24 protein-coding genes and 1 tRNA gene are annotated in these 25,341 nt (G+C 57.2%); 9 read left to right on the forward strand and 16 right to left on the reverse strand.

Annotated elements, in window-relative coordinates; genetic code table 11:
• Window positions 1–4: 4 nt before the first annotated feature.
• Both SIB56_RS12895 and SIB56_RS12900 read left to right on the forward strand, forming a co-directional pair.
• Window positions 5–1,318 carry a hemolysin family protein gene (locus SIB56_RS12895; RefSeq protein WP_413324310.1) on the forward strand — a complete coding sequence of 438 codons (1,314 nt, stop codon included), beginning with the start codon at window positions 5–7 and terminating at the stop codon, window positions 1,316–1,318.
• A gap of 55 nt (window positions 1,319–1,373) precedes the next feature.
• Window positions 1,374–2,378, forward strand: a complete 1,005-nt coding sequence (locus SIB56_RS12900) for a Gfo/Idh/MocA family oxidoreductase (protein ID WP_413324311.1) — start codon at window positions 1,374–1,376, stop codon at window positions 2,376–2,378.
• Between the two features lie 6 nt (window positions 2,379–2,384).
• Here SIB56_RS12900 and SIB56_RS12905 read toward each other — a convergent pair whose 3' ends face one another.
• Window positions 2,385–5,573 carry a glycoside hydrolase family 15 protein gene (locus tag SIB56_RS12905; RefSeq protein ID WP_413324312.1) on the reverse strand — a complete coding sequence of 1,063 codons (3,189 nt, stop codon included), beginning with the start codon at window positions 5,571–5,573 and terminating at the stop codon, window positions 2,385–2,387.
• Window positions 5,574–5,622: 49 nt separating this feature from the next.
• Between SIB56_RS12905 and SIB56_RS12910 the strand changes: the two genes are divergently transcribed.
• Entirely contained in the window at window positions 5,623–6,369 is a 747-nt protein-coding gene (locus SIB56_RS12910) for a WecB/TagA/CpsF family glycosyltransferase (RefSeq protein WP_413327406.1), read from the forward strand.
• Window positions 6,370–6,374: 5 nt separating this feature from the next.
• Here the strand turns inward: SIB56_RS12910 and SIB56_RS12915 are convergent, their stop codons facing one another.
• Both SIB56_RS12915 and tgt read right to left on the reverse strand, forming a co-directional pair.
• A complete protein-coding gene (locus SIB56_RS12915; protein ID WP_413324313.1) occupies window positions 6,375–6,518 on the reverse strand; it encodes a photosystem II reaction center protein K in 144 nt (47 codons plus the stop codon).
• Between the two features lie 29 nt (window positions 6,519–6,547).
• Window positions 6,548–7,666 (reverse strand): tRNA guanosine(34) transglycosylase Tgt, encoded by a 1,119-nt coding sequence (tgt, locus tag SIB56_RS12920; RefSeq protein WP_413324314.1) that lies wholly within the window; start codon window positions 7,664–7,666, stop codon window positions 6,548–6,550.
• A gap of 57 nt (window positions 7,667–7,723) precedes the next feature.
• On the opposite strand from tgt, the gene SIB56_RS12925 reads away from it, so the two are divergent.
• A complete protein-coding gene (locus SIB56_RS12925; protein ID WP_413327408.1) occupies window positions 7,724–8,509 on the forward strand; it encodes an adenosylcobinamide-GDP ribazoletransferase in 786 nt (261 codons plus the stop codon).
• Here SIB56_RS12925 and SIB56_RS12930 read toward each other — a convergent pair.
• On the reverse strand, window positions 8,457–9,602 hold the full coding sequence (locus tag SIB56_RS12930; protein WP_413324315.1) for a sensor histidine kinase: 1,146 nt from the start codon (window positions 9,600–9,602) through the stop codon (window positions 8,457–8,459). The genes SIB56_RS12925 and SIB56_RS12930 overlap by 53 nt on opposite strands.
• A 394-nt stretch (window positions 9,603–9,996) precedes the next feature.
• Between SIB56_RS12930 and SIB56_RS12935 the strand changes: the two genes are divergently transcribed.
• Complete coding sequence (locus SIB56_RS12935) at window positions 9,997–10,365, forward strand: DUF3155 domain-containing protein (protein WP_413324316.1); 369 nt, start codon at window positions 9,997–9,999, stop codon at window positions 10,363–10,365.
• A gap of 27 nt (window positions 10,366–10,392) precedes the next feature.
• On the opposite strand, the gene SIB56_RS12940 is transcribed toward SIB56_RS12935, so the two are convergent.
• Entirely contained in the window at window positions 10,393–10,998 is a 606-nt protein-coding gene (locus tag SIB56_RS12940) for an alpha/beta hydrolase (protein ID WP_413324317.1), read from the reverse strand.
• A 59-nt stretch (window positions 10,999–11,057) separates the two neighbouring features.
• Between SIB56_RS12940 and purH the strand changes: the two genes are divergently transcribed.
• Entirely contained in the window at window positions 11,058–12,644 is a 1,587-nt protein-coding gene (purH, locus tag SIB56_RS12945) for a bifunctional phosphoribosylaminoimidazolecarboxamide formyltransferase/IMP cyclohydrolase (RefSeq protein ID WP_413324318.1), read from the forward strand.
• Between the two features lie 1,262 nt (window positions 12,645–13,906).
• Here purH and fldA read toward each other — a convergent pair.
• The 8 genes from fldA to sfsA all read right to left on the reverse strand — a co-directional run bounded on the left by fldA (window position 13,907) and on the right by sfsA (window position 21,249).
• The gene (gene fldA / locus SIB56_RS12950) at window positions 13,907–14,470 is read right to left on the reverse strand and encodes a flavodoxin FldA (protein WP_413324319.1); all 564 of its coding nucleotides are present in this window, start codon (window positions 14,468–14,470) and stop codon (window positions 13,907–13,909) included.
• A 58-nt stretch (window positions 14,471–14,528) separates the two neighbouring features.
• Window positions 14,529–14,924 (reverse strand): hypothetical protein, encoded by a 396-nt coding sequence (locus SIB56_RS12955; protein ID WP_413324320.1) that lies wholly within the window; start codon window positions 14,922–14,924, stop codon window positions 14,529–14,531.
• A 144-nt stretch (window positions 14,925–15,068) separates the two neighbouring features.
• Window positions 15,069–15,392, reverse strand: a complete 324-nt coding sequence (locus SIB56_RS12960) for a hypothetical protein (protein ID WP_413324321.1) — start codon at window positions 15,390–15,392, stop codon at window positions 15,069–15,071.
• A 247-nt stretch (window positions 15,393–15,639) separates the two neighbouring features.
• A complete protein-coding gene (locus SIB56_RS12965) occupies window positions 15,640–16,563 on the reverse strand; it encodes a hypothetical protein (protein WP_413324322.1) in 924 nt (307 codons plus the stop codon).
• 339 nt (window positions 16,564–16,902) lie between these two features.
• Complete coding sequence (locus SIB56_RS12970; protein WP_413324323.1) at window positions 16,903–17,535, reverse strand: DUF1997 domain-containing protein; 633 nt, start codon at window positions 17,533–17,535, stop codon at window positions 16,903–16,905.
• Window positions 17,536–17,592: 57 nt separating this feature from the next.
• Window positions 17,593–18,792, reverse strand: coding sequence for a 4-hydroxy-3-methylbut-2-enyl diphosphate reductase (locus tag SIB56_RS12975; protein ID WP_413324324.1), 1,200 nt, complete (start codon window positions 18,790–18,792; stop codon window positions 17,593–17,595).
• A 130-nt stretch (window positions 18,793–18,922) separates the two neighbouring features.
• Window positions 18,923–20,389 carry an ammonium transporter gene (locus tag SIB56_RS12980; RefSeq protein WP_413324325.1) on the reverse strand — a complete coding sequence of 489 codons (1,467 nt, stop codon included), beginning with the start codon at window positions 20,387–20,389 and terminating at the stop codon, window positions 18,923–18,925.
• Between the two features lie 95 nt (window positions 20,390–20,484).
• On the reverse strand, window positions 20,485–21,249 hold the full coding sequence (sfsA, locus tag SIB56_RS12985; RefSeq protein ID WP_413324326.1) for a DNA/RNA nuclease SfsA: 765 nt from the start codon (window positions 21,247–21,249) through the stop codon (window positions 20,485–20,487).
• Between the two features lie 79 nt (window positions 21,250–21,328).
• Between sfsA and murJ the strand changes: the two genes are divergently transcribed.
• Window positions 21,329–22,936 carry a murein biosynthesis integral membrane protein MurJ gene (gene murJ / locus SIB56_RS12990; RefSeq protein WP_413327410.1) on the forward strand — a complete coding sequence of 536 codons (1,608 nt, stop codon included), beginning with the start codon at window positions 21,329–21,331 and terminating at the stop codon, window positions 22,934–22,936.
• Here murJ and SIB56_RS12995 read toward each other — a convergent pair.
• From SIB56_RS12995 to SIB56_RS13005, 3 genes are read right to left on the reverse strand one after another with little or no spacing between them, the layout of a single operon-like run.
• The gene (locus SIB56_RS12995) at window positions 22,923–23,186 is read right to left on the reverse strand and encodes a cytochrome-c oxidase (RefSeq protein WP_413327412.1); all 264 of its coding nucleotides are present in this window, start codon (window positions 23,184–23,186) and stop codon (window positions 22,923–22,925) included. The two genes, murJ and SIB56_RS12995, sit on opposite strands and share 14 nt — an antisense overlap.
• 25 nt (window positions 23,187–23,211) lie before the next feature.
• Window positions 23,212–23,502 carry a DUF3181 family protein gene (locus tag SIB56_RS13000; protein ID WP_413324327.1) on the reverse strand — a complete coding sequence of 97 codons (291 nt, stop codon included), beginning with the start codon at window positions 23,500–23,502 and terminating at the stop codon, window positions 23,212–23,214.
• A 30-nt stretch (window positions 23,503–23,532) separates the two neighbouring features.
• Entirely contained in the window at window positions 23,533–23,787 is a 255-nt protein-coding gene (locus SIB56_RS13005; RefSeq protein WP_413324328.1) for a hypothetical protein, read from the reverse strand.
• Window positions 23,788–23,879: 92 nt separating this feature from the next.
• On the opposite strand from SIB56_RS13005, the gene SIB56_RS13010 reads away from it, so the two are divergent.
• Window positions 23,880–23,953, forward strand: a tRNA-Arg gene (locus SIB56_RS13010).
• 90 nt (window positions 23,954–24,043) lie between these two features.
• Window positions 24,044–25,333 (forward strand): serine hydroxymethyltransferase, encoded by a 1,290-nt coding sequence (gene glyA, locus SIB56_RS13015; RefSeq protein ID WP_413324329.1) that lies wholly within the window; start codon window positions 24,044–24,046, stop codon window positions 25,331–25,333.
• Window positions 25,334–25,341 lie beyond the last annotated feature (8 nt).

A 25,341-nucleotide genomic window follows, 5' to 3' on the forward strand; every position in this document is an offset into this window, starting at 1 on the left:
TCCAATGCGCACCCTTTTGCTGATCGCGCTGCTGGTTCTGCCGGCTCTGTTTTCAGCTGCTGAGGTGGCGCTGCTTCGACTGAGGCCCAGTCAGGTGCAGGCCCTCAGTGACGAGGGCCGCCCTGGTGCTCAGTCGGTGCAACGACTGCAGCGGCATCTGCGGATTGCACTGCTGATGACACAGTTCGGCGCTTCGCTGTCGCTCGTTGCCTTGGGCTGGATCGGCCGCGGCTTCGGTCAGCGCTGGTGGCCGTTGGAGATACCTGCAGGTCGCTGGTGGGATCTCGCCTGGTTCCTGCTGCTTGTTGTGCTGGCGACACTGGTTGCCGGCTTGTTGCCGCGCGCCTGGGTGCTCAGCCGCCCTGAGTTCGCTGCCCTGCAGCTGGGGCCTGTGCTTGAGGGCGCCATCCGTGTGTTGCGGCCTCTGCTTTCGGCTCTCGACAGACTGGCGTCCTTGTTGCTGCGATTGGCGGGGCTGACCCGACACTGGGATGCACCGGTGCCAGCCCTGACGGCCGGGGAGCTGGAGACCCTGATCGAGAGTGGTGCGGTGACGGGTCTAAAACCCGATGAACGCAACATTCTCGAGGGTGTGTTTGCACTGCGTGACACCCAGGTCCGGGAGGTGATGGTGCCACGTTCCGGAATGGTCACCCTGCCTGTTGAGGTTCGATTCGCCGAGCTGATGGAGGCTGTCCATCGCACCCGCCATGCACGGTTTCCCGTCATCGGCCAGTCGCTGGACGATGTCCGTGGAGTGCTTGATCTGCGTCGCCTGGCAGAGCCCATCGCCCAGGGCGAACTGCGAGAGGATTCTTGGCTCGAGCCTTACCTGATGCCGGCTGAGACGGTTCTGGAAACCAGCAACCTTGCAGATCTGCTCGCCATCATTCGATCAGGCAATCCCCTGCTGCTTGTGGTGGATGAACACGGTGGCACCGAGGGGTTGGTCACCGCTGCGGATCTCACGGGGGAAATCGTCGGTGACGAACCCGATGACGAAACGGATGAACCGGACCTCGTCCCTATAGAGGATCAGCCGGGAACCTGGTCGGTCGCCGGTGATCTCGAGATTGTCGAACTGAATCGTCAGCTTCAGCTTGATCTCCCTGAAGCCAGTGACCATCACACCCTGGCAGGATTCCTTCTGGAGCGGCTCCAGCACATCCCATCACCGGGAGAGGCATTGCGTCACCGCAATCTTCAGTTTGAGATCGTTGCCATGGCAGGCCCCCGCATCGTGAGGGTGTTGCTGGTTCTGATTGAGGAGCCGGCATTGCCGTCGGATCCCCCCGATCCGGAACCGGGCTTGGTGTAATTCACCCCGCATTGCATTGATCACCGATAATCAGCCGGTTCGTGCAGTCCCACTGATGACCGACGCCATGGCTCCGGTGAAGGTCGGTGTGATCGGGATCGGCAACATGGGTTGGCATCACGCTCGTGTGCTCAGCCTGCTCAAAGACGCGGATCTGGTCGGCGTGGCGGATCCGGATACGCAGCGCGGGGCTCTGGCCACTGAGCAGTTCGGATGCCGCTGGTTTTCGGATTACCGCAGCATGCTTGAAGAGGTTGAAGCGGTCTGTATCGCCGTGCCGACACTGCTGCATCACTCCGTCGGCCTGGCCTGCCTGGAGGCCGGTTCCCACGTGCTGATCGAGAAGCCGATCGCCGCCAGTCAGGAGGAGGCTGCTGCACTGATTGATGCCGCCAGCAGGGTTGGCCGTTTGCTGCAGGTGGGGCATATCGAACGCTTCAATCCCGCGTTCCGCGAGCTCACCAAGGTGGTGGCCAATGAGGAGGTGGTGGTGCTCGAAGCCCGTCGACACAGCCCCCATGCCGATCGAGCCAATGATGTGTCCGTGGTGCTCGATCTGATGATCCATGACCTGGATCTGGTTCTTGAGCTGGCCAGTTCCTCAGTGGTGCAGCTGGCCGCGGCAGGCGGCCGCAGTTCGGAGGGACCGATCGATTACGTCAACGCCACACTCGGCTTCGAGAACGGTGTCGTGGCCAGTCTCACGGCTAGCAAGATGAGTCACCGCAAAATTCGAACACTCAGTGCCCACTGCAGGGCCAGCCTGGTTGAGACCGATTTCCTCAATCACAACCTGCACATTCACCGAAGGGCCCATGAGTGGTATTCCGCTGATCACGGTGAGCTGCTCTACCGCAACGACGGCTTCATTGAGGAGGTGAGCACCACCTCGATCGAGCCCCTCTATGCCGAGCTCGAACATTTTCTGCAATGTGTGCGAGGTCGGGAAACCCCCGCTGTGGACGGGCAGCAGGCTTCACGGGCATTGCGACTGGCAGATCTGATCGAGCAGGCCGTCGAGCAGCCCGGCGTCGGTGTGCCGATCGAAACCCCCATCTGAACGCGATCAGCCCAGTCCTTCCTGTTCCGCGAGTTCACGCAGTGCTGCAATCTGCCACTGCCTGCATGCGGCCGGAGAGGATCGATAGAACTGATCCCATGCAGCGGCTTTGTGCTGTGGATAGTCAGCTGTGTTCTGTTCGGGATGGTGATTTCTCCATCCGATCCTTACCGCGTGGCCGATCACCACATCCAGTGCGATGTCGTCGTCGAAACGCATGTCCGGATTGGTGGTTGCAAACGCCATGAGCGAGAGCAGGCTTTCCGTGCAGAGCTGCCGGTATTCCGGAGCGCCGATGCGGCTGAGCAGATGTTCCACCTGAATGGCGAAGTTGCGTTCTCCAGGGGTCTTTTCCAGCAGCAGGGCGCTGGTCAGGCGATTGCGTCGCTCCAGCTTGTCGCCGATCACCAAACCACGGCAGTGGTGGAGCAGCGACCAGATCCCCGCATAGAACTCCTTGGGCACCTGCTGCAGTGAACCCAGGCGAATCCTGTGCTGCAGCCAGTCGCTGCCGCTGGGGCTTTCTTCAAGAGGTTCAGGGATGTTCCACTGCACCTTGCCACTCAGGTGCAGCAGTTCCCGGCGTTGCAGCGATGCCCTGGCGTGGTCCACATCAGCCAGCACCGTTCGCAGCCGCAGACTGATGCGATGGGGAGGTTCATCGCACAGGGCCTCAAATGCCTCGTCTTGGCTGCACTGCTGCTCGGCGGCCAGCTCTGAGGTCAGCAGGAGCAGCAGCTGACCCAACTGAACAGTCAGCGACCCGCTGATCATGGTCGGTTCCCTCCTGGCGATGCCGTCGAGGGCCAGCAACAGCTCCTGCTGGAGCATCCTTTCCCGGCCGTCGCTGCCGCAGGTTCGCTCGATCAGTGCCGCAATCGACTGGCTGGAGACAGGACTTGTCAGTCGGGAGTCGCTGCTGTAATTCCTGCCCACAACGACCTGCTTCTGGCGACTCAGCAGATCCGTGAGTGCATCCTCCAGCTGAGGATGCATCAGACCCATGGCGCCGGCGCAGCGCCTGGCCACATTCCAGTCTTCCTGGCCAAGGCCGCGGCGGTAGATCTCCCTCAGCAGTGTGTTTAGTTCAACAGGGGTTCCCTTGGGACCGCTGAGGATGGCCTGATGGCCCAGACGTTGTGTCAACAGCTCCAGGACTTCCGCCTGTTCCCGAAGAGAGTGGCTGCTCCAAAGCCTCTGCCTGAGCTCTTCGAGAGGGATGTCGTCCAGCTCCTGCTCCTGAGCCGCAGTGAGATCGCTCAGATCGGTGGAAGCCTGCAGCAGCTCAGCTGCCTGTTGCGTCAGGTCTGATTTGACGGCTGCGAGTCTGTGATCAGGCAGGCTCAAGCACTGGGCTTTGCCGGCCAGGGTCTCAAGGTCAGCGAACTCAACAGCAACTCCCTCAATGCTGCCGCTCTGCAGGCGTTCGGTGAGTTCGAGCAGGAGCGCTTCGTGCTGCTCAAGCAGAGCGGATTGCACGGGGATCAGCAGCAGCGGTGCACCTTCTCCCTGCCAATGTCGCTGAAGCAGATGCAGCTCGTTGATGATGCTTTCGACCAGCTGTTGCGGGTCATGGCTCAGAAAGAACGTGCTCTCTTCCAGCACTGCCGGCAGAAAAGCCAGTTGTTGGTCGCTTTGGCGATAGAGTCGAGCCGTGACCGCCGTTTCGGGCCTCAGCGGTGGGTGACCGCTGAGGCCAAGTGCTGGATCGCTGCCCACGTTTGCAAGCCGCTCGCGCAGGGCATCGGATGTCAGTACCGACAGGTTTGAGGCCTGCGGATCGCTGGCCGGCAACCCAAGCGCCCGCAACTGTTTGGCGACTGATTCATCGCTAGGCACCAGCGACACCAGCACAGTATCTGCTCCAATTTTGGCGGGGAGACGCCGCTTGCATGGGTCAAGGTCCTCCGCCTTGATCAGCCCATCCAGGAGCATCTCCCCGATCCAGGCAAGGCTCTGAGTCCAGAGCAACGGCAGATTCTCATTGGCGGACCGACGCTGGCTTCCCGGCTCGCGCCGTTCCAGTTCCAGCAGCTCCGCGGGGACGCGATACAGCTCAGGGAACAGTTGTTCACCATCTTTCTCCACCTGAAGTGCCTGAAGACGTTCCCACCAGTGACCGGCGTCATCCCAGCGCTGCTCGAAACAGGCTGTGACCAGTTCGTAGGCCAGGAAAAGCGGCCATTCCGATTCGATGCCCTCAAAGGTGGCCAGCTCGTCACGTTCGTAGTGCAGCCGGCTGATGTCCTCCACCACCGTCTGGTGGCCATCTCTGCGAAAGCGTTTGTAGCCGTAGGGACCACCCAGTTCGCGCCTGATCCGTCTGTTGGTGCGTTCCACAAGGGCTCGATCCTCCACGGCCCATGCGGGATAGCCGATCACCGAAAGACAGGCGCTGTCGACTTCCTTGCTCGCGGATTCGCGAGGCAGAAGGCCTGTCAGGGCTCGCCTCAGGCGAACCACAGCGCCGTGCGGGATCAGCACCTGCATGCTTCCGTCGCCGTGAGACGCGAACAGGTCAACTCCGTCCAGCGCCTCCAGCGCGGCCTTGGCCATCCCGATGGAGCTGGCGTTGCGTTCCGGCAGTCCGTGATTGCCCTTGTCGCCGCGCTCCCAGATTCCGTAATCAGGAACCCGGTAGGCCCTGGCCACGTAATACACCAGGTTTTGGATGAAGCAGGCTTCGTGGCTGTTGTGAATGACGGCCAGTCCGCCAGCGCTCAGCTGAGCCAGCTGCAGCAGGAACAGTGAGGTGGCATCCAGCTGCAGATGCCCCCAGCCATCATCGGCAACCACGGGTTCGCCGCTGGAGCTGTCGTACTTCGCATGCAGTGCATCCAGTGGATCGAGGCTGCTTTTGAAGCGCTCCACTTTTGCGGACTGACGCATCATGGCGTTGAGCAGTCCGCGCATCAGGTCAACGACGCGTTGTTCCAGTTCCCAGCTGCGTTGACATGGGCCCTGCAGATTGCGGTGAGCAATGCCAAGAGCCCAGACGCACTGAATGGAGTAGATGCAGTCGCGCACCCAGGCATCGCCGTAATTGCCATGCACGGTGTGCGCCGTGCTCGCCGGCAGCAGTCCGCTGATCGGGTGTTGCCGTTGCAGCACCACTCGATCGATCGATCGATCGAACTTCATCAGTCGCTGCTCCTTCCGCTGACGCTCCTCCAGGGTCGGCTGCGAGAGGACCATGGCGTTCAACACGACCGCATCTAGATTCTCTCCTGCTGCGGAGACGGGGATGGAAGCACTGACAACCGGTCCGCGCGATCAGCGTCGTTGCTTCGTTCTCGACGTCCCCGTTGATGCCTGCCGGGATGTGACGGCCTCGGCAATCGGGCTGCATGCCGATGGTGGTGGTCAGATCGTCACGCTCAATGCAGAGATGACGATGACTGCTCGCCGCAATTCAGATCTTGGAGCGGTGATCAGCGCTGCCGCTCTCGTGGTTCCCGATGGAGCAGGTGTTGTCTGGGCACTCTCAAGGCAGGGAATCAGGGTGAAGCGGAGCCCGGGAATCGAGCTTGCCTGGTCGTTGCTCAGTTATGCAGCTGCTCACGGCTGGCGCGTGGCTCTCGTCGGTGCGTCCCCTCAAGTGATGGAGACTCTGTGTGATCGCCTTTCGCTGCAGTTGCCGGCTTTGCAACTCAATTTTGCAGAGCATGGATATCAGGATGCCTCTGCATGGCCGGAACTGGAGGCAAGGCTGAGGCGCCTCAGTCCGGATCTGGTTCTGGTGGCTCTGGGTGTTCCGCTTCAGGAGATCTGGATCCAGAGAATGCGAGATCAGCTCCCCGGCCTTTGGATGGGCGTCGGCGGCAGCTTTGATGTCTGGTCAGGTCTGAAACAGCGAGCGCCTGGCTGGACCAGCCGACTGCAGCTTGAATGGCTTTACAGGTTGTTGCAGGATCCCAGCCGATGGAGGCGATATCTGGTTCTGCCTCAGTTCGCCTGGTCCGTGCTGCGCGGTGGTGACGGTCGTCGCTGAAGGGTTCAGCGGAAACCCACGGATGCCTGCCAGACAAAGGCAAGCAACAGGAAAAACAGTGGAATGATCGGGAGGATGTCGATCAGCGGGCCGAAAGCCTGGTAGGCCTCTGGCAGTTGGGCCAGCAGATCAAGGGAGTAAGCAGCCATCCCGGCGGAACAAGGTCAGTGTGCGGACGCTACCACGTGTGGTGGGCCGGAGAGTCCTCTTCCCAGGGAGCGAAATCCTCTGAAAAACAGCCGTCCTGGATCGCCTTGCCCATGGCGGTTGTGAATCGGATCAGGTGCGTGAGGTTGTGCAGGCTGAGCAGGGTCAGGCCCAGCAATTCGTCGCTGCGGATCAGATGGTGCAGATAGGAGCGGCTGTGCAGCCGGCAGCCCTGACACGAACAGGTCGGGTCCAGTGGTGTGTGGTCGTGTCGGAAACGGGCGTTGCGCAGATTCCAGCGCTCGCCTCCCACGAGGGCCGTGCCGTGCCGACCAAGCCTGGTCGGCAGCACGCAGTCAAAAAGATCGATGCCATTGGCCACGGCAACGCTCATCTCTTTAAGGGTGCCGATCCCCATCAGATAACGAGGGCGATCGTCCGGCAGCAGAGGCGTGACCTGGCGCACGATCCTGTGCATTTCTTCCACGGGCTCGCCCACGCTGACCCCGCCGATGGCGATTCCCGGCAGATCGAAGCCGGCGACCGACCTGGCACTGGCTTCGCGCAGGTGTGGGAAGCAGCCTCCCTGAACAATGCCGAAAAGCGCTTGGTCAGTCCTCCGATGAGCGCTCACGCAGCGCTCCAGCCAGGTGTGGGTTCGTCGACTGGCCTCCTCCACATCGTTTTCGGTTGCCGGGTAAGGGGGGCATTGGTCGAAGGCCATCGCCACATCCGCCCCCAGCGCCATCTGAATCTCCATCGAACGCTCCGGGGTGAGCAGGATGCGACTGCCGTTGCGTGGATTGCGGAAGTCCACTCCCTGGTCATCGATACGGTTGAGATCGCCGAGGCTGAACACCTGAAATCCACCGGAATCGGTGAGCATCGGTCCGTTCCAGCCCATGAATCGATGCACGCCGCCTGCGGCCTCTATGACCGCCTCGCCGGGTTGCAGATGCAGGTGATAAGTGTTGGAGAGCACCATCTGGGCGCCCGTGGTTGCCAGCTGATCCGTGCTGACACCTTTGACGGTGGCAAGAGTGCCAACCGGCATGAATCGCGGAGTCTCGACTGTTCCGTGCGGGGTTGAGAACGCTCCGCAGCGGGCCTTCGTGCACGAACAGTGAGCGCTGATGCTGAAGTCGAACACGCGCACCTCCTCCTGCCTCTGACCCTACGGTGAGTGAACTCCCTGCTCTGCTCTGCTCTGCGGTCTGTCCCTTCTGCCTGGTTGCGTGATCTGGCCGGTGCCTGGGTGTTTTATTCCGTGCTGCCCGGCTGGCCATGGCCAGCCCCACGTTTCGTCCGCATCGCCCGCTTCGCTCCCTGGATCGGAGCGGTCATCGGCGGGCTTACGGCAGCTGTGTGGCTTCTGCTCAGTGCACTGAACTGGCAGCCCGCTGCAATTGCGCCAGTGGCACTGGCCTTTGGTCTTTGGCTCACAGGGGGACTACACCTTGATGGCCTGATGGATACAGCCGATGGTCTCGCGGCAGGCAATGACCGTTGTCTGGAGGCCATGGATGACAGTCGTGTCGGAGCCAGTGGTGCACAGGCCCTTGTGATCGTGCTGCTGCTCCAGTTCTCAGCTCTGGTGCAACTGGGTGGGTTGGCCCCCGTGGCCCTCGTGACTTCGGCGTTTTTTGCAAGGGTCTCGCCGCTCTGGGCCATGGGACGTTTTCGTTATCTGCGCCGTGATGGCACAGCGGCTTTCCATCGCAGCAACTGGTGTGGATGGCGGGAAGGCCTTCCAACACTGCTGCTGGTGGTGGTGACTGCGCTGCTCCTGTTCTGGCTTCAGCCAGAGCGTCTGGCTGATTTTGCCGGGGGTGTGTTGCTCGGCACTCTGTCTGCCCTGCTTCCAGCCGAGTGGCTGGGCAGGCATCTCGGAGGCCATACCGGCGACAGCTATGGCGCCACTCTGATGGTCTGCGAGACACTCACGCTTTTGGGTTCGGCCCTGCTTGCTCCCGTTCTGTTGGCGGCAGCCTGAGCAGGAAGGCGTTTCCCTTGGCAGGCAGGTTGTTGTCCAGGCTGCTGGGTTCGGTGTGCAGCTCCAGTGATCCGCCGCGGTTTTCCGCCAGGCGACGGGCGAGGGACAGGCCCAGCCCTGAGCCAGGACGGTCGCGGCTGCTGCTGCCACGCTCTCCTTGCTGAAAGATGATCCCCTGCTCCGCTTCCGGAATGCTGGGGCCTGCGTCCCAGACGCAGATCGCATGGTTCAGAAGCTTCAGGCCAAGAGCGCATCCGGGAGGGCTGTAACGGAAGGCGTTCTCCAGCAGGTTGGCCACGATTTCAGCCGTCACGGCATCAGCGGCCGGGCGAGCTGCCTGGGTCCAGGCCGTCCACTGCTCTGGGCCATGCCACGGCCTGTTCTGCAGAGTCGCAGTTGCAGATGCTCGCTGAATCAGTGGTGTGAGCAGATCAGCCACGGTGAGGTCGGGAGCATCCACTGGAACGGGTGGAAGCAGCAAGGGTGCGGAAACATCCGCTTCCAGCCTGAGGTCGCCCCGGCCGATCCTGTCGAGGGATTGGAGATAACGGTCGAGCTGATCCTGTTCCTGAATCAGGCTTTCCACCAGTGAGCGCTGTTGATCCTCAGGGCCGATGCGCCGCAGCAGCAGCTGGGCATAGGTGCGCAGCGCTGTCAGCGGATTGCGCAGCTGATGAACAACCAGATTCAACTGCTGGCGCTGCTGTTCGAGCTGGTTGTGAAGGCGTCGACGGTCCTGTTCAAGACCAAGGATGCACGCGAGTGTCTCGGCGCAGATCTGGAGGCGTGGATCATGTCTGACCGGTTTGCCTGGAAGCGGTCGTTGTTCAGCACGCAGCACGCCGAGCAGCAGGCTTTCGTGCCGCAGGGGGTACCAGCGACGCTCCTGGGCCACGCTGCGCAGGCTGGGGTCCTCGGTGATGGCTGGTGGCAGTGCTGAGTCGAGGGGCCACTGAGCAACAAGCGTCAGAGTCGGTGTGGAGCTCTGGTCGCGATCGGTGACATACAGAGCAAGACGTGCCATGGCCGTATCGGCTGCCAGCGTCTGCAGCTGCTGCTGAGCAAGCTCCAAGAACTGATCGGACAGTTGCATCAGCCGAACTGCGTCACTGAATACAGACAGGCGTGCGGAACTGCATCTGGACTGCTTGCCAAATTGGGAAAAAGTCTTAAGATCGGAGATGCGACAGACAGCACGTCCCTTGGTAGGCCGTGCACCTTCGTTGCTCCAACTTGAGGTTGCACTTTTTGTCCAACCAAGGCTACAGCAGAGGTTGATGAATCCCCTGTTGACTTCGACTCTCTGTCGTTGTGAGCAATGGAGTGTGTCCAATTGCGAGCCGGCCTTCACCGGATTTCCGCAGTCCGAACGCTGATGACCGGATGCACCTCACCAAAGGCGCATCAAGGCACTGCATTGACCAACGGCTCTGTCCAACAGCTCCCCTCAGTCCACCTCTCAGCTCCCGTCTGCGGGAGGCAACCCTATGTCTAAGAAGCGCAAGCGGATTAGCCGCCGCCGTCTTGCCGGTCAGCGTGTTCTGGCCCACGTTCCCACGTTCCATCTGGAAACCGGTGAACACAAGCCTGTCACCGCGGCCCGTCGTTTTATTGCCGAGGGCGGTCTTGTTCCCCCTGCATTGCTGAACGTGCGCCGCAACGAGCACACCACCGATCGCTTCTTCTGGGGTGAAAAAGGTCTCTTCAGTGCTCAGTACGCGGAGGAGAACCACTTCCTCTTCCCCTCGCTGCGCACCATCGTCGACAGCGTCGGCGAAGAGGTGATCTTTGAGGGTCTTGAGCTCTCCTCCGATGACTGGGAGGAAATGGAAGAGTACGAATACGCTTTCGTCTGATTCAGTCGTTTCATGGTCCTGGTCTGGTCATGCCAGCCAGGATCCGATGACTTCAGTCATTGCGTCCTGAGCTTCGCTGGGGATGGTGTGACCACCGCAAAAGGTGTGCAGGTGGCATGCGTTTGAACCCGGTTTGAGTAGTTCCTGCAGCCTCTCTGCCGCGGCGAGAGGCACAACGTCATCGTTGCGGCCGTGGAGCAGAAGCACAGGTGGACGATTTGCAGGTGGCAGCCACTGGGGATGCGGATAGGAACTGCAGCCGATCACACCTGCCAGCGGCAGGCTGCAACCCACGTGCAGAGCCATAGCACCTCCCTGAGAAAAACCGATCAGAACCGTTCTGGAGAGAGGAATGCTCTCGAGATCGAGTTGTTCGATGCGCGTGCGCAACTGGCTGACGGCAGAGGGCACGGCTTGCCAGTCCGCAGGGAACAATCCATACCACTGCTTTCCCTGTCCGCCCGGGTGAGGTTCAGGTGCCTGCAGACCGACGCATTCAGCAGAAACTGCTGATGCTTTCGCCAGTTCATCTCCAAGGGGCATCAGATCCCCTGCATCAGCCCCCCAGCCATGCAACAGCACGATTCGGATGTGTGCTGGTTCTGGAGCGGCATGAATCACTGAATCAGACATCAGGTGGTTGACCTGCTGCTGCGTAGGTTGGCCCAAGGTCTCCTTCCTGTCCTGCTGCCATGGCTCCCACTGCGCTGCTGAGCGTGTCCGACAAGCGCGGACTGGTGCCGCTCGCCGAGGCTTTGCATCACCGCTACGGCTATCAGCTGCTCTCCAGTGGAGGAACAGCCAAGGTGCTCAGAGAGGCCGGTCTGCCAGTCACAACCGTTGCTGATCACACCGGTGCTCCTGAAATCCTTGGCGGGCGTGTGAAAACTCTGCATCCCTCTATTCACGGCGGCATCCTCGCTCGACGCGGCGATGCCATTCATGAAGCCGATCTGATTGCTCAGGGCATCGCGCCGATTGATGTTGTTGTCGTCAATCTGTATCCCTTTCGGGAAACGGTTTCCGATCCTGCGGTGAGTTGGGACACGGCGATTGAGAACATCGACATCGGCGGACCGACCATGGTGCGATCTGCCGCCAAGAACCATGCACATGTCGCCGTGCTCACCGACCCGGACCAGTACGACGGGTTTCTGGCAGCGCTTGATGCATCGCAGGGTGAGCTGACGAGTTCCTCGCGTCGCCAGCTCGCATTGGAGGCGTTCGCCCATACGGCGGCTTATGACGCTGCCATCACCCGTTGGATGCAGCGCAGGCCGGAAGTGACGGACAGCGATGATGCTGTCGTTGCTGATCTTCCCTGGTTGGAGGCATTGCCATTGCGTCAACGCCTGCGCTATGGGGAAAATCCTCATCAGCAAGCCAGTTGGTACAGCGCGTCCAAGTCAGGCTGGGGCGGAGCAATTCAGTTGCAGGGCAAAGAGCTCAGCACCAATAACCTCCTGGACCTCGAGGCTGCTCTGGCAACGGTTCGGGAATTCGGTTACGGAACCGGTGAGATCCACTCAGCCAGCTGTTCGGCAGCGGTTGTGGTGAAGCACACCAACCCTTGTGGTGTGGCGATCGGAGATGGCATTGCTGCTGCTCTGAGTCGTGCACTCGACGCAGATCGAGTCAGCGCGTTCGGAGGAATTGTCGCCCTGAATCGCTGTGTCGATGCGACTGCTGCCCGTGAGCTCACCAGCCTGTTTCTGGAATGTGTCGTTGCTCCGGAATTTGCTCCCGAGGCAAGAGAGATTCTCGCTGCCAAAGCCAATCTGCGGTTGCTTGAGCTTTCCCCGCAATCGATTGAAGCAGCTGGTCACGATCATGTTCGCAGCATTCTCGGGGGTGTCCTTGTTCAGGATCTTGATGATCAGCCCGTGAAGCCTGATGAGTGGACAGTCGCCACTGATCGCGTTCCAACCACGCGCGAACGCAATGATCTCTGCTTCGCTTGGCAGCTGGTTCGCCATGTGCGTTCCAATGCCATTGTTGTTGCCAAAGAAGGACAGAGTCTTGGGATCGGTGCCGGTCAGATGAACAGGGTTGGTTCAGCGCAGATCGCGCTGCAAGCAGCCGGTGACGGAAGTGAGGGTGCTGTTCTCGCCAGTGACGGCTTTTTCCCATTCGATGACACCGTCCGTCTGGCCGCTGAACATGGAATTACAGCCGTGATTCACCCGGGCGGCAGTAAAAGGGATGCAGACTCAATCAAGGCCTGTAATGAGCTCGGATTATCGATGCTCCTAACAGGTCGTCGTCATTTTCTGCACTAATCATGCGGCCTTTGTGAGGCTGCAAGGATCAGTTCTTATCGCCCTATAAAAATGGGTTAAACACTTAAAAATCACTGATGTTGTTGATTTTTAATGAATGAATTTGTCGATTTATTTGTCCGTTTTCATGTCAGATAAGCCTCGGTAATCTGAGCTTTGTTGAAGGCAATTGTGCACTGCCTGAATCAACGATAGAAGTCCTCTCTGGTCAAAGGAGTTTTCCTCTCGTTGTTCCTTACGTAGAAGAATACAGTTGCTGCAACAGCCAAAACCGGAACGGCTGTCAGTAATAAAATCGCGATGGCTGTGTAGTCTTGATACATAATTTTTCAAAAACTTACTAACTATACAATAGTTGCAGCGCGAGATTTTTATACTTAATAAGAATATATTAGTTTGCCTCCGCGAAACCCTGATCTTTGCTCTGGGAACGTCTGATTACAGATATCGGTGCTGCAAAAAAATGCCTTATGGAATGGATCAATCCTGTTGTGTTCGCCTTCGACCCTCCCGAAACACTTCGAGATCTCGCTTTGCAGCCCAGTAGGCACTGAGCTGCTCACATGTTTTGTATTGCATCCAGTTTGCCTCTGCTGCAACAACTCTGGCGTGGAGAGCTCTTTCGGTTTTTGTCTCAAAGCGAATTGTGCCTTGATCAAGGGGTGCATTGATGAAGTAGTCCCAGTTCGGCTCAACCATCAAACAATTGCGGTCAGTTAATTTTCCCAATTTCCATCAGTAGGCAACGCCCATTCTTTATTTGAGGATAGGCAATCTGTTGCTCTTGCCGCGTTAAATCGATATCTGCAATGCAACTTTTGACGCTAAGTCGACTCTTGTTGAACAGACGTTGTTTCAGCTTGTTTTTTGCTTCAATTTTTTGATTTCATGAGCGTTGGTTAGCCATATATTTGATTGATTATTGAGCGTTTGACTGGGCTTGACAGGCAAAACACTGTTGGGTGTCATAGAATCTTATGATTTGCGAGAAATCCCAATGCTGAAGCCAATTTTGATCTCGCTTTTGTATGTGAGTAGTTGCGTGCTCGCGTTATTGCAGGCTACTCGTGAATCAACCCCTCAACCCCTGGGATTGCTTATCGTTGCCATGGTGATGGCCCCGATATTGGTAAGTATTATCGCCGGCTTGCCAGTAAATTGTATGAATTTCCGGAAAAATTAAATAGCACATAAAATATTGAGCATGATATCTTGAGCTCTAAATTTAGATATTGCATTAAGCTAAATTATTTATTAATCAGTTAGTTTTGGGACTCACTGAGAAGAGTCTGGCACCAAGCTTCGAGCCTATCCTGAGTTTTTTCTGATTCATTGTCTTCGTCAATAGGAAGACCGCAGAACATGCCGTTATTCATGCTTTTTGAGTCATCAAAAATATAGTCTTCTCCGGAGACGTGGCCAATCAGCTTCCCTCCGGCCTTCTGGAAAGCTGTGTAGAGCTCTTCCATGGCATCACAGAAAAATTTACTGAAAGCCGCAGAGTCTCCTAGGCCAACAATGGCCACTGGTTTCCCTGCACAGTTGAGAGTTGGTATTTGCTCAATATGGTCATCCCATGCTGTTCCTGATCTCTTGACGTCTGATCCTGTGTTCCATGTAGGAGTACAGCAAATCAATGCTTCACAAGTTTCAATATCTTTGATGTCATTCAAATCACTCAACTCTTTGAGTTCGGAATCCGGCAAGAGCTGGTCGAGTCGTTCGGCGATGTCTTCCGTATGACCAGTCGCGGATGCGTAGACGATTGTAAATTTCATAGAAAAACCAATCAGACCTATTCTTTCTCGCAAGCTAGCATCGATCAACAATTATTTGACGATGCATTGTTGCTTTGTATACATCGCATCTGCTGCGAATCTGTTGTCAGTCAACGTCCAGCCCGTTGAACAATTCTTTGTGAACCACAAAGGTGTGATAGAGAGATGTTTTATTTTCAGGTTGTAATTTTGTTCCGTCACATGTGTATGCGATTGCGCAGATAAGATTTCCTTGCCAAGCAATTTTGTCATCGCTTTGATGTTCAGACCATGTCATCATGCTGTTGAATACTTGAGGTATTTGATGACCTATTTTTTCGCATGCTTTGCATAGTCGATACAAAGCAGGCGGTTTTGACGGCATTGAGAGTGCTTTCCTCAGGCTGAGTTCATTAAAAACCCCTACATAACGTATGTATTCAACAATTTCGATCTCAATTTCGCTGAGATCTGCAAGGCTGATGGCGGTATCGAGCTCTTCTGGATTAAGAATGGGTCTCACGTGGCGACTGGCGACTCTTGTCGACTGATGTGGATCAGTTCATTATGGCTGAATAACTAGATATAGGCATAAAAGCGATTTTTTAGGATTATTAATCACTTAGCCTGAGTATTGCAAGGTCTCTGGCTTTGAAATTAATAGGCGTCAATTGCTTATTTTTGATAAAAAACTTGGTTTTAAGCTTTTTTGGTAAGTAATATCTTCGATCATTTTTTGAGCGCTTGTGTGAACGACGACGCTGATGTCCTGTGTTGCATCATGGATTGTCCAGATTCCAATCTGAATTTCTGATCTTGCGCAAGTCACTTGCCAGGCGTCTGGCGAGGGTGAACCAACCTGTTTCACAGTGATTTTTGTCCAGTAAGAGGCACGTCGATGTCCTGGAATTAATGTATATGTGATCGAGCCATCATCTTTTTTTTCTTTTTTGAATTGAAGGTCGAGAAGTTGCTGCCGCCAGTCGGCCATGATTGTGAATCATTGCTTTCTAAGTTTAGTCGCCGATGACTTTATTCATGGATCGTTTTTATCGGCCGCATGCTCCAATGATCACTGCCGCATTCCTTTTCGCCTGGCTAACGACAGATCAAGATTGAGATCAGCTTTGCTGAAATCATGTAAACATATTTTGGATTTTTGCAAATATGTTTACGTTTTAAGTGGATGAATGCCTGCTCTTAATTGAGTCGTCTGGCTGAGCTCTCGGTTAGTTGATTTACGTTCCCTTGGGTTTCGTTGCTTCGTCAGCAGGAGCTGGTTTGTTGTCAGTAGCGGGTGGTGTGGCTTTCTGTTCAGCGGGGGGAGCCTCTTTCTTCTCTGCAGCGGGTGCGGGCTTCTTATCAGCAGCAGGAGCCTCTTTCTTCTCTGCAACGGGTGCGGCTTTCTTGTCGGAAGCGGGAGTCTCTTTTTTATCTACAGCGGGAGCCTCTTTCTTCTCTGCAACGGGTGCGGCTTTCTTGTCGGAAGCGGGAGTCTCTTTTTTATCTACAGCGGGAGCCTCTTTCTTCTCTGCAACGGGTGCGGGTTTCTTGTCGGAAGCGGGAGTCTCTTTTTTATCTACAGCGGGAGCCTCTTTCTTCTCTGCAACGGGTGCAGGTTTCTTGTCGGAAGCGGGAGTCTCTTTTTTATCTACAGCGGCAGGAGCCTCTTTCTTCTCTGCAACGGGTGCGGCTTTCTTGTCGGAAGCGGGAGTCTCTTTTTTATCTACAGCGGCAGGAGCCTCTTTCTTCTCTGCAACGGGTGCGGGTTTCTTGTCGGAAGCGGGAGTCTCTTTTTTATCTACAGCGGGAGCCTCTTTCTTCTCTGCAACAGGTGCGGCTTTCTTGTCGGAAGCGGGAGCCGCTTTCTTCTCTGCAGCGGGTACGGCTTTCTTGTCGGCACCAGGAGCCGCTTTTTTCCCTGCGGCTGGTGCGGCTTTCTTGTCAGCAGCAGGAGCTGCTTTTTTCCCTGCGGCTGGTGCAGCTTTCTTGTCAGCAGCAGGAGCCGCTTTTTTGTCTGCAGCAGCAGGCTTTTTCGGTTTCAGCTTTGATGTGTCGAGGTTCTTTTCGCCAAAAGCTTTGTAGCCGAGAAAGATCAGACCACCCAACACTGGAATTGAAGCGATGCCGCCAACGGCAATCTCAAACCCTGACAACGCCATTGCTGATTGATCGCGGAAAAGAAAACATAACACACCACCATTTTCACAGTTTGAAACAATTCCAGCAGGCAGAATCAGACTGTTTCAGGTTTGCTCTTGAGCCTGCTTATATGAGATTTAGTTGATATCAACGATTTGTGGTTTTTCGCATCATGATTGATGTGCACTTGTTTCCTTGATGTTCAAGTTGTTCCTGTTGGGATGCAAAGAGCCCTGAAAAGACTCGAAAAGGATCATTATTCGCGAATCAGTGAAGCTCTCGGCAAGCAGCACCTGTCTGATGCTTTCCTGCAGCGCCTGGCCAAGATCAGCTCTGATTCAATGTTGGTTGGGACATGCTCAGAAAGCTGCTCTTCGTCTCGGAGGGCATGCCAGTGAATGGGTTGCGTGGAAATCCTCCTGAACTTTCCAGGTCAGTTTGCGTGAGATCTGGCGAACGATCTGGCGCAGAAGGTGGTCGCCACTGGATTGAACGAGTCCGTTCGGAAGCATCGTGATCACATGGGGCAGTGTGATCCAGACCGTCAGGTCAAGAGTCCAGCTGACCCATGTCTGAGCATGCTCCGACTTGTTTTCAGAATTGTCCACTAGGCAAAGCTTTGCCTGGAAATCAACGTCGTACATCTTCGACAGGGCTGGATCCAGCTCGGGGAGAGGAACGGTTTCGATGCGATAGCTCCGCTCCTGTCGTGGCAGTAATCGCAGGCCGATGGTGGGTTCCACTTCGAAGCCGAAATTTCCGAAATGCCCCAGTGTCAGTGCATAGGCCTGAGGGTCTAGTGCTTCAACCTCCATGGGTGACGCACACCTGCAGAACCAACCTTCGTGCTGGTCAAGATAGGCAGCAACTGTGCCTGGATCGGAACGCATTTCCATGCGGTCGCTGAAATGGGCTCGATAGCAGCGCACCTGCGGATCAATCTCCACGCGGTGACGTAGGGCTTCGCCGGATGTTCTCGACAACAGCAGCACGGACGAGCTCCGATCAGGGAGATTGCTGAGGTGAATCAATGTAAAGCTTCGCGGCGATCAGTCTGCGTCGCTGATGGCGATCATGCGTTGAATCACGTGTTCCACCACCCGGTCGGGAGTCGAGGCTCCGGATGTGATGCCAACAGTGATTGGACCATTCGGTAAGAAGTTGGAGTCGCGGGTCAGTTCCTCCCCGAGTGGTTTGTGCTCGATGGTGTTGTCCTCGCTGATCCGCTCCGGCGTGTCGATGTGGAAGGAGCGGATCCCACGGCTGATAGCAATCTCCTGAAGATGGGTGGTGTTGGAGGAGTTGTAACCACCGATCACGACCATCAGATCCAGGGGCTCATCGACCAAAGAGAACATCGCGTCCTGACGCTCCTGCGTCGCGTCGCAGATGGTGTTGAAGGCCAGAAAGTGGTCGTTGAGCTCAAGAGGGCCGAACTTACTGAGCATCGTGCGCTCGAACAGCCTGCCGATCTCCTCGGTTTCGCTTTTGAGCATGGTGGTCTGGTTGGCAACTCCGACACGCTCGAGATCGCGGTCAGGGTCAAAGCCCGGCGAACAGGCTTTCGCAAAACGCGCCATGAAGCTGTCGCGATCTCCCTTGCCAAGGATGTAATCCGCAACGGTCTGTGCCTCCTCAAGATCGAGCAGCACGAGATAGGTTCCTGCAAATGAGCTGGTGGCGAGGGTCTCCTCGTGTTTCACCTTGCCGTGGATGATCGAGGTGAAGACATGCTTCTTGTGCTTTTCCACGGTGTTCCAGACCTTGGAAACCCAGGGGCAGGTGGTGTCAACGATGTGACAGCCCCGATCGTTGAGCAGTTGCATCTCCTGCACGGTGGCTCCGAAAGCGGGAAGAATCACCACATCGCCGAACTCCACGCCTGAGAAGTCCTTCACCCCCTGGTCCACAGGGATGAAGTGGACATTCATGTTGCGCAGGTGTTTGTTGACCGAAGGATTGTGAATGATCTCATTGGTGATCCACAGCCGCTCACTGGGATAGTGCTTGCGGGTTTCGTAAGCCATGGCAACGGCCCGCTCAACTCCCCAGCAGAAACCAAATGCTTCAGCAAGACGAACGTTCAGGCGTCCGTGACTGAGTTTGTAACCATTTTCACGGATGGACCCGATCAAACTGCTCTGATAGGCCTGCTCCAGGCTTCCAGCCACTTCATCAGCGCGTCCAAAGCCACGACGGTTGTAGCGGTCGGAATTATGAAGAGAGCGCTTGAAGGCGTGGGTATCCATGGCCGCGGCGGCAGTGCGATGACTCTATGGGCTGTGGGTGAAAGCTGTCTCCTGGTGATGGGTCGAGCTGGCCAAACCAAGAAAAAACCCCGGTCGCCTCGACCGGGGTTCAAGATCCCTGAGGAGCCTTTCAGTTACCGGCAGAGGCGAAGTCGGGGTAAGCCTCCATGCCGTGTTCACCGATATCGAGGCCGGTTTTTTCCTCATCTTCAGTGACACGGATGCCACCAAAGAGAGCACCAATGATCTTCCAGACAATGAATGTCGTCACAACAGCCCAGACTCCATAGGCAAGGACGCCGATGAGCTGGATGCCGAGTTGGCTGAATCCATGTCCAGTGAACAAACCCTTGTCGACATTGAAAAGACCGACAGCGAGAGTCGCCCAGATGCCGCAGGTTCCGTGTACGGAAAAAGCACCCACTGGATCATCAATTTTGAGGGAGTCCAGCCAGCTCACTGAAAAGACCACCAGCACACCAGCAATGAAGCCCACGACCCAAGCTGCAGGCATTGAAAATCCATCACAACCCGCCGTGACTCCAACTAAGCCAGCCAAAATCCCGTTGATGATCATTGTGAGATCAGGTTTGCCGCTCGTGAACTGACTCACCACCATGGCGCCGATACCGCCACCGGCAGCTCCCAGAGTTGTGGTGACAGCCACGTAGGGAACCGTTTCGTTCATGGCCAGCACAGAGCCAGGGTTGAACCCATACCAGCCAATCCACAGGATCAAGCAGCCAAGGGTTGCGATGGCAAGGTTGTGGCCTGGAATGGCCTGTGGTCGGTCACCGACAAACTTGCCAATCCTTGGACCAAGAAGTGCTGCACCAACCAATCCTGACCAGGCTCCAAAGGAGTGAACGATGGTTGATCCGGCGAAATCGATGAAGCCCAGCCGTGCAAGCCAGCCACCGCCTACACCGTCTTCAGGAAAATTCCATTGCCAGGAGCCTGAAATCGGATAAAGAACGCCAACAAGAATCAGCGAGAAAATAACGAATTCACCAAATTTGATTCTCTCTGCAACCAAGCCGGACACGATTGTGGCTGCCGTGCCTGCAAAGGCTGCCTGGAAAAGAAAATCAATACTGGGGACAAGTGCATTGCCTGTCACCATTTCAGATGTAACGGTGGGATCAAAAAACAATCCGCCAAATTTGAAGACGCCTGGAATGACCCAATCGGCGTTGTACATGATTTTGTAGCCAATAAACCAGTAAGCGGTCACCGCAAGGGTGAAGACCACCAAGTTCTTGGCAAGAATATTGACGGCATTTTTTTGACGACACATCCCGGCTTCGACCATGGCGAAACCGGCGTTCATGAAGATCACGAGAATGGCCGCGATCAAAAGCCAGAGGTTGTTGGCCAGAAATGCTGCACTGAGTTCAGGCAGATCCTTGGCATGAGCGGAGAGACTGAAAACGCCAAGGCCCATGAGCGCGAGTGGCGCACAAGCGAGCCAGACCATTGCTCGATTGGATTTGAAACCCCGAATGCTCTGAAGGAGGAGCATGGGCCCTTCAAGCAGGCTTGCCTCTTGGAGGCGCGCTTTGCGCCGCCGCGACGGCGGATGCAGAGCAGTTGTCATGGAAAGAAAGCGAAACTGCGATTCAGACAGTCTTGGTAATGACCATCAGACATAGCCAAATTGCTCAATAGCGAACACTTTCCGAGTCGCCGTTGCTACAAAACTGGCGATTGATGCGCCTGCACAGGCCTCTGGCCCTCCCAGACGACTCGATCGGTATGAAAACTGAAGGCGCAAGGGATCACCTCAACGCCCGCGTCGACGGCCTGTCTGAACAGCTCTCCGTAGCGCGGATCAGCGCTGTCTCCGGGTGCGAATCGCAAAACATCCGGCCGGCTCAGGCATGGCACCAGAACCCCTCGTGCTGCAGGCAGCACATCGATCAGTTCCTGCAGGTGTTTCTGTCCCCGCTCGGTCACTGTGTCGGGGAACAACGCCAGCGGTCCGTCGTTCCAGGTGGTGTTCTTGACCTCCAGATAGATCGGACGTTGGTCTGGGGCCTCCTCATTTGGAGTGAGCAGCAGATCGATGCGACTGCGCCGGTTTTCGCCATAAGGAACCTCGCCCCTGATCCCAGCGATCGCTCCCAGCGCGTTGCTGAGGCATCCGGCCTCGATGGCGGCTCTGATCAGTCGGTTGGGGAGGGATGTGTTGATGCCAACCCAGCAGAAGCCGCCATCGGAGCTCGGAACTTCGGCCTGTTCCCAGGTCCAGGCCAGCTTTCGCTTCGGTGAGGGGGCGTAGCGCATCCTGACCCTGCCGCCTGGATGGAGCACACCGGTCATCGGCCCGGTGTTGGCGCAGTGCGCTGTCACGACCGTTCCGTCCTTGAGTTCCACGTCGGCCAGGAAGCGCTTGTAGCGCTTGATCAGCACTCCCTCAGTCAGCGGGTCGAATTCAAGCAGTGGGGTGCCGGTCATGGAGGCGGGCTGACTGGCGCCATGGTGCCTGGCGATGGACCGAAGATCTCTCAGTGATCGCGAGGTTGAGCGGGCGTCGATGGGGAGATCTCTCAAGCGCATTGCCCTGGTGGTCACCTACGGCACCTTGCTCAGCAAAGCGGGAGGCCTGATCCGCCAGCTGGTGATCGCTGCAGCGTTCGGCGTGGGCGCGGCCTACGACGCTTACAACTACGCCTACATTCTCCCTGGCTTCCTGCTGATTCTGCTGGGGGGGATCAACGGCCCCTTTCACAGCGCGATGGTCAGTGTGCTCAGCCGCCGGCCAAGGGAGGAAGGAGCCCATATCCTCACCACACTGAACACCACCGTGAGTGCCTTGCTGCTCGTGGTGACTGTGGCGTTGGTCCTGGCCGCCGATCCTTTGATCACGCTCGTGGGTCCCGGGCTGACACCCGAGCTGCACCGTATTGCGGTGGCGCAGTTGCAAGTGATGGCCCCGATGGCCCTGCTGGCAGGTCTGATCGGCCTTGGCTTCGGATCGCTGAACGCCGCTGATGAGTTCTGGATCCCCGCCATCTCACCGCTGATGTCGAGCGTGGCTCTGGTTCTTGGCGTGGGTTTGCTGTGGTGGCAGCTCGGTGCTGAGATCGCACTGCCTGTCAATGCCCTCTGGGGGGGCGTGGTTCTGGCGCTCTCCACCCTCATCGGAGCTCTGCTGCAGTGGCTGCTGCAGCTGCCGGCGCTGGCACGTCAGGGGATGGCACGCCTGCGCCTGTCATGGGACTGGAGTCATCCCGGTGTTCGCGAGGTCTGGAGGGTCATGGGCCCCGCCACCCTTTCGTCGGGAATGCTGCAGATCAATGTGTTCACCGACATGTTTTTTGCGTCAGGCATCCTCGGCGCTGCGGCAGGTCTGAGCTATTCGAATCTGTTGGTGCAGACGCCTCTGGGGCTGATCTCCAATGCTTTGCTGGTGCCATTGCTGCCGACGTTCTCACGGCTCACAGATCCGGAGGACCGGCTGCCGCTGATCGCACGAATCCGGCAGGGACTGATGCTGTCGACCGCATCAATGCTTCCGCTTGGAGCATTGTTTCTGGCCCTGGCGACACCCATTGTTGCGCTTGTCTATGAACGCGGCGCCTTTGATCAACAGGCTGTGCAGCTCGTGACGGGCCTGCTGATGGCCTACGGGATCGGCATGCCTGCCTACCTCGGTCGGGATGTGCTCGTAAGGGTGTTTTACGCGCTTGGTGATGGCAACACTCCTTTCCGCCTATCGATGGCGGGCATTGGCCTCAATGTGATCTTTGACTGGGCACTGGTGGGTGGCCCCTCTCCCTGGGGGCCCCAGTCTCCAATCAATTTCGGGGCTCCCGGACTGGTGCTGGCCACGGTTCTGATCAACCTGCTCACCTGCCTTGCTTTGCTGCTGGCTCTTCAGAAGCGGCTGGGTGGACTGCCGCTGCGCGAGTGGGGGCTGGATGCTCTCCGGCTCGCTCTCGCTGCCGCTGCTGCAGGATTTGCGGCCTGGGCACTCAGTGAGATCGTCTCCTGGCCGCTCGACTTCATTGGACGAGCTTTCCAGGTGGGGATTTCCGGTGCGTTGGGTTTGCTTCTTTTCGTGTTCAGCGCGCAGGCCTTGTCGGTGCCTGAGGTCAGCGAGATCACTGAGGGAATCTCAGGGCGTTTCAGGCGTCGTTGAGCCGCACGTCCCGCTCCTCCCTCACCTGAATCGGCAACTCAAGGTGCTGACGTCCGACCAGCTGTGGACCCTGCACAGAAAGAATCCTCGCCTCGATTCCAAATTCTCTGAAAGCCGTATCAATCTCCTGGATCAGGGCTTTCTCCACCTGTGCTTCGGGATCAACCACCTTGCCGATCAGCCGCTCACCCAGCCGTCCGAGGCGCTGACGAACCACGTCGCGGGCATTGGTGACCTCGATGATGAGCACGCGCACTCCCTGAAGGTCAGCAACCTTATCGGCAGTGGTCCTCGAGAATCTGTTCTAACTCGGAAAGTTGAGAGGACGGCAACAAGCGGGCGAGTGGCAGTTTGCCGCTTCCGGCACCGATGGGCACCTGCACGGCCTCCAGTGCACGTCGAGCGCAGACTGCTGGCCCCTGGTCCAGCAGGGCACTGCACTCAATGGCCAGGGTCTCAGCTAGGCCAGCATCGCCAAGGTAAAGATGCCATCCAGCGATTTGGAGATAGAGCCGGTCACTCAAGGCTGCAGTCAGGTCTTTCAGGTCAGCTGCATCCAGGGTCATGGCAAGAGGGTGTCTTGAACCATCGTGCCGTCAGGATTCACTGCTGTCCGCGCTCTCAATGGGGCGCTGCTTCAGAACAACCGCAAGGTGGGTCAAGAGTGCGACAAGCCACAGTTCGCTGAAGCGATCAAGGTGACTCCACGGTTGCCGGATGGTCTGGATGAACCACAGTGAACTGTTCACAGCTGCAAACACCCCGGCGTGCAGAGTGAAATTCACGATCCGGCCGAAGTGCCTGTACCTGGGATCAGTGGTGTCTCCGTTGCCGTACCAGCGGATGGGCATTGGGAAGTGACGTTGCAGTGCATTGATTCTTGCGCGTGGATGTGCCCCAGTTGACGAACGGCACCTCCGTGGGGTCAGATGGTGTGACTCCAGCGCTTGTAGCTCAGCGGATTAGAGCATCTGACTACGGATCAGAGGGTCGGGAGTTCGAATCTCTCCAGGCGCGCTTGAGAAACTGCCTCAGGGCAGTTTTTTTTTGCACGCACCTCAGTCAGGGCTCGTTGCTTACGATTCGGGCAAAGCAATATTGCAACGCATGGCGGATTTCGCTTCGGCACCGATCAATGCATCTCTGGCATCTTCAGATCCGGCCATCGCCGGTCTGATTGATCAGGAACAGAAGCGCCAGGAGACGCATCTTGAGCTGATCGCATCCGAGAATTTCGCCTCAAGGGCAGTGATGGAGGCCCAGGGCTCTGTGCTGACCAACAAGTACGCCGAAGGCTTGCCGAGCAAGCGGTATTACGGGGGCTGTGAGCACGTCGATGCCATCGAAGAGCTGGCGATTAAGCGTGCCAAGCAACTGTTCGGTGCAGCCTGGGCCAATGTGCAGCCACACAGCGGCGCTCAAGCCAATTTTGCCGTGTTCCTGGCGTTGCTTCAGCCCGGGGACACGATCATGGGTCTGGACCTTTCGCATGGCGGTCATCTCACACACGGTTCACCGGTCAACGTCAGTGGGAAGTGGTTCAACGTTGTTCAGTACGGCGTTGACAAGGAAACGCAACGCCTGGATATGGAGGCGATCCGCACCCTGGCCCTCGAGCACAAGCCGAAACTGATCGTTTGCGGGTATTCGGCGTATCCCCGCATCATCGATTTCGCAGCATTCCGCGCAATTGCCGATGAGGTTGGCGCCTATCTCCTCGCCGACATGGCTCACATTGCCGGTCTGGTGGCTGCGGGCGTGCACCCCAGCCCAGTCCCCCACTGTGATGTTGTAACCACAACAACCCATAAAACTCTGCGTGGTCCCCGTGGTGGCCTGATTCTCTGCCGTGATGCTGAGTTCGCCAAAAAGTTTGACAAGGCTGTGTTTCCTGGAAGCCAGGGCGGACCTCTGGAGCACGTGATCGCAGCAAAGGCGGTGGCTTTCGGTGAGGCTTTAGACCCTTCCTTCCGGGCTTACAGCCAGCAGGTCGTGGCCAATGCAGCTGCTCTCGCAGAACGCTTGATCGAACGTGGAATTGATGTGGTGAGCGGCGGCACCGAAAACCATGTTGTTCTTCTTGATCTGAGGTGCATCGGCATGACAGGGAAGGTCGCAGACCTGCTTGTCAGTGATGTTCATATAACTGCCAACAAGAACACCGTTCCCTTCGATCCCGAATCACCCTTTGTCACCAGCGGACTGCGTCTCGGCACCGCTGCTCTGACAACACGTGGTTTTGATGCCGCAGCCTTCCGTGAGGTGGCGGATGTGATCGCCGATCGCCTGCTCAACCCTGAGGATGATGCTGTGCAGGTCCGTTGCCTCGAGAGAGTTGCCAGCCTCTGCACTCGTTTCCCCCTCTATGCCGCTGCCGCGGAGCCGGCGCTTGCCTGACTGGACCA

It is taken from the genome of Synechococcus sp. MIT S9503, from assembly GCF_047304175.1.
GTDB lineage: Bacteria > Cyanobacteriota > Cyanobacteriia > PCC-6307 > Cyanobiaceae > Synechococcus_C.

Coding starts and splice junctions, on each gene's coding strand:
- sfsA (WP_413324326.1), bottom strand. CDS start 21,249: ATGACCGGCACCCCACTGCTTGAATTCGACCCGCTGACTGAGGGAGTG.
- SIB56_RS12940 (WP_413324317.1), bottom strand. CDS start 10,998: ATGTCTGATTCAGTGATTCATGCCGCTCCAGAACCAGCACACATCCGA.
- SIB56_RS13000 (WP_413324327.1), bottom strand. CDS start 23,502: ATGACCCTGGATGCAGCTGACCTGAAAGACCTGACTGCAGCCTTGAGT.
- purH (WP_413324318.1), top strand. CDS start 11,058: ATGGCTCCCACTGCGCTGCTGAGCGTGTCCGACAAGCGCGGACTGGTG.
- SIB56_RS12905 (WP_413324312.1), bottom strand. CDS start 5,573: ATGGTCCTCTCGCAGCCGACCCTGGAGGAGCGTCAGCGGAAGGAGCAG.
- SIB56_RS12930 (WP_413324315.1), bottom strand. CDS start 9,602: ATGCAACTGTCCGATCAGTTCTTGGAGCTTGCTCAGCAGCAGCTGCAG.
- SIB56_RS12935 (WP_413324316.1), top strand. CDS start 9,997: ATGTCTAAGAAGCGCAAGCGGATTAGCCGCCGCCGTCTTGCCGGTCAG.
- glyA (WP_413324329.1), top strand. CDS start 24,044: ATGGCGGATTTCGCTTCGGCACCGATCAATGCATCTCTGGCATCTTCA.
- SIB56_RS12965 (WP_413324322.1), bottom strand. CDS start 16,563: ATGGCGTTGTCAGGGTTTGAGATTGCCGTTGGCGGCATCGCTTCAATT.
- SIB56_RS12980 (WP_413324325.1), bottom strand. CDS start 20,389: ATGACAACTGCTCTGCATCCGCCGTCGCGGCGGCGCAAAGCGCGCCTC.
- SIB56_RS12910 (WP_413327406.1), top strand. CDS start 5,623: ATGGAAGCACTGACAACCGGTCCGCGCGATCAGCGTCGTTGCTTCGTT.
- SIB56_RS12915 (WP_413324313.1), bottom strand. CDS start 6,518: ATGGCTGCTTACTCCCTTGATCTGCTGGCCCAACTGCCAGAGGCCTAC.
- murJ (WP_413327410.1), top strand. CDS start 21,329: ATGGGGAGATCTCTCAAGCGCATTGCCCTGGTGGTCACCTACGGCACC.
- SIB56_RS12895 (WP_413324310.1), top strand. CDS start 5: ATGCGCACCCTTTTGCTGATCGCGCTGCTGGTTCTGCCGGCTCTGTTT.
- SIB56_RS12900 (WP_413324311.1), top strand. CDS start 1,374: ATGACCGACGCCATGGCTCCGGTGAAGGTCGGTGTGATCGGGATCGGC.
- SIB56_RS12975 (WP_413324324.1), bottom strand. CDS start 18,792: ATGGATACCCACGCCTTCAAGCGCTCTCTTCATAATTCCGACCGCTAC.
- SIB56_RS13005 (WP_413324328.1), bottom strand. CDS start 23,787: ATGCCCATCCGCTGGTACGGCAACGGAGACACCACTGATCCCAGGTAC.
- SIB56_RS12960 (WP_413324321.1), bottom strand. CDS start 15,392: ATGGCCGACTGGCGGCAGCAACTTCTCGACCTTCAATTCAAAAAAGAA.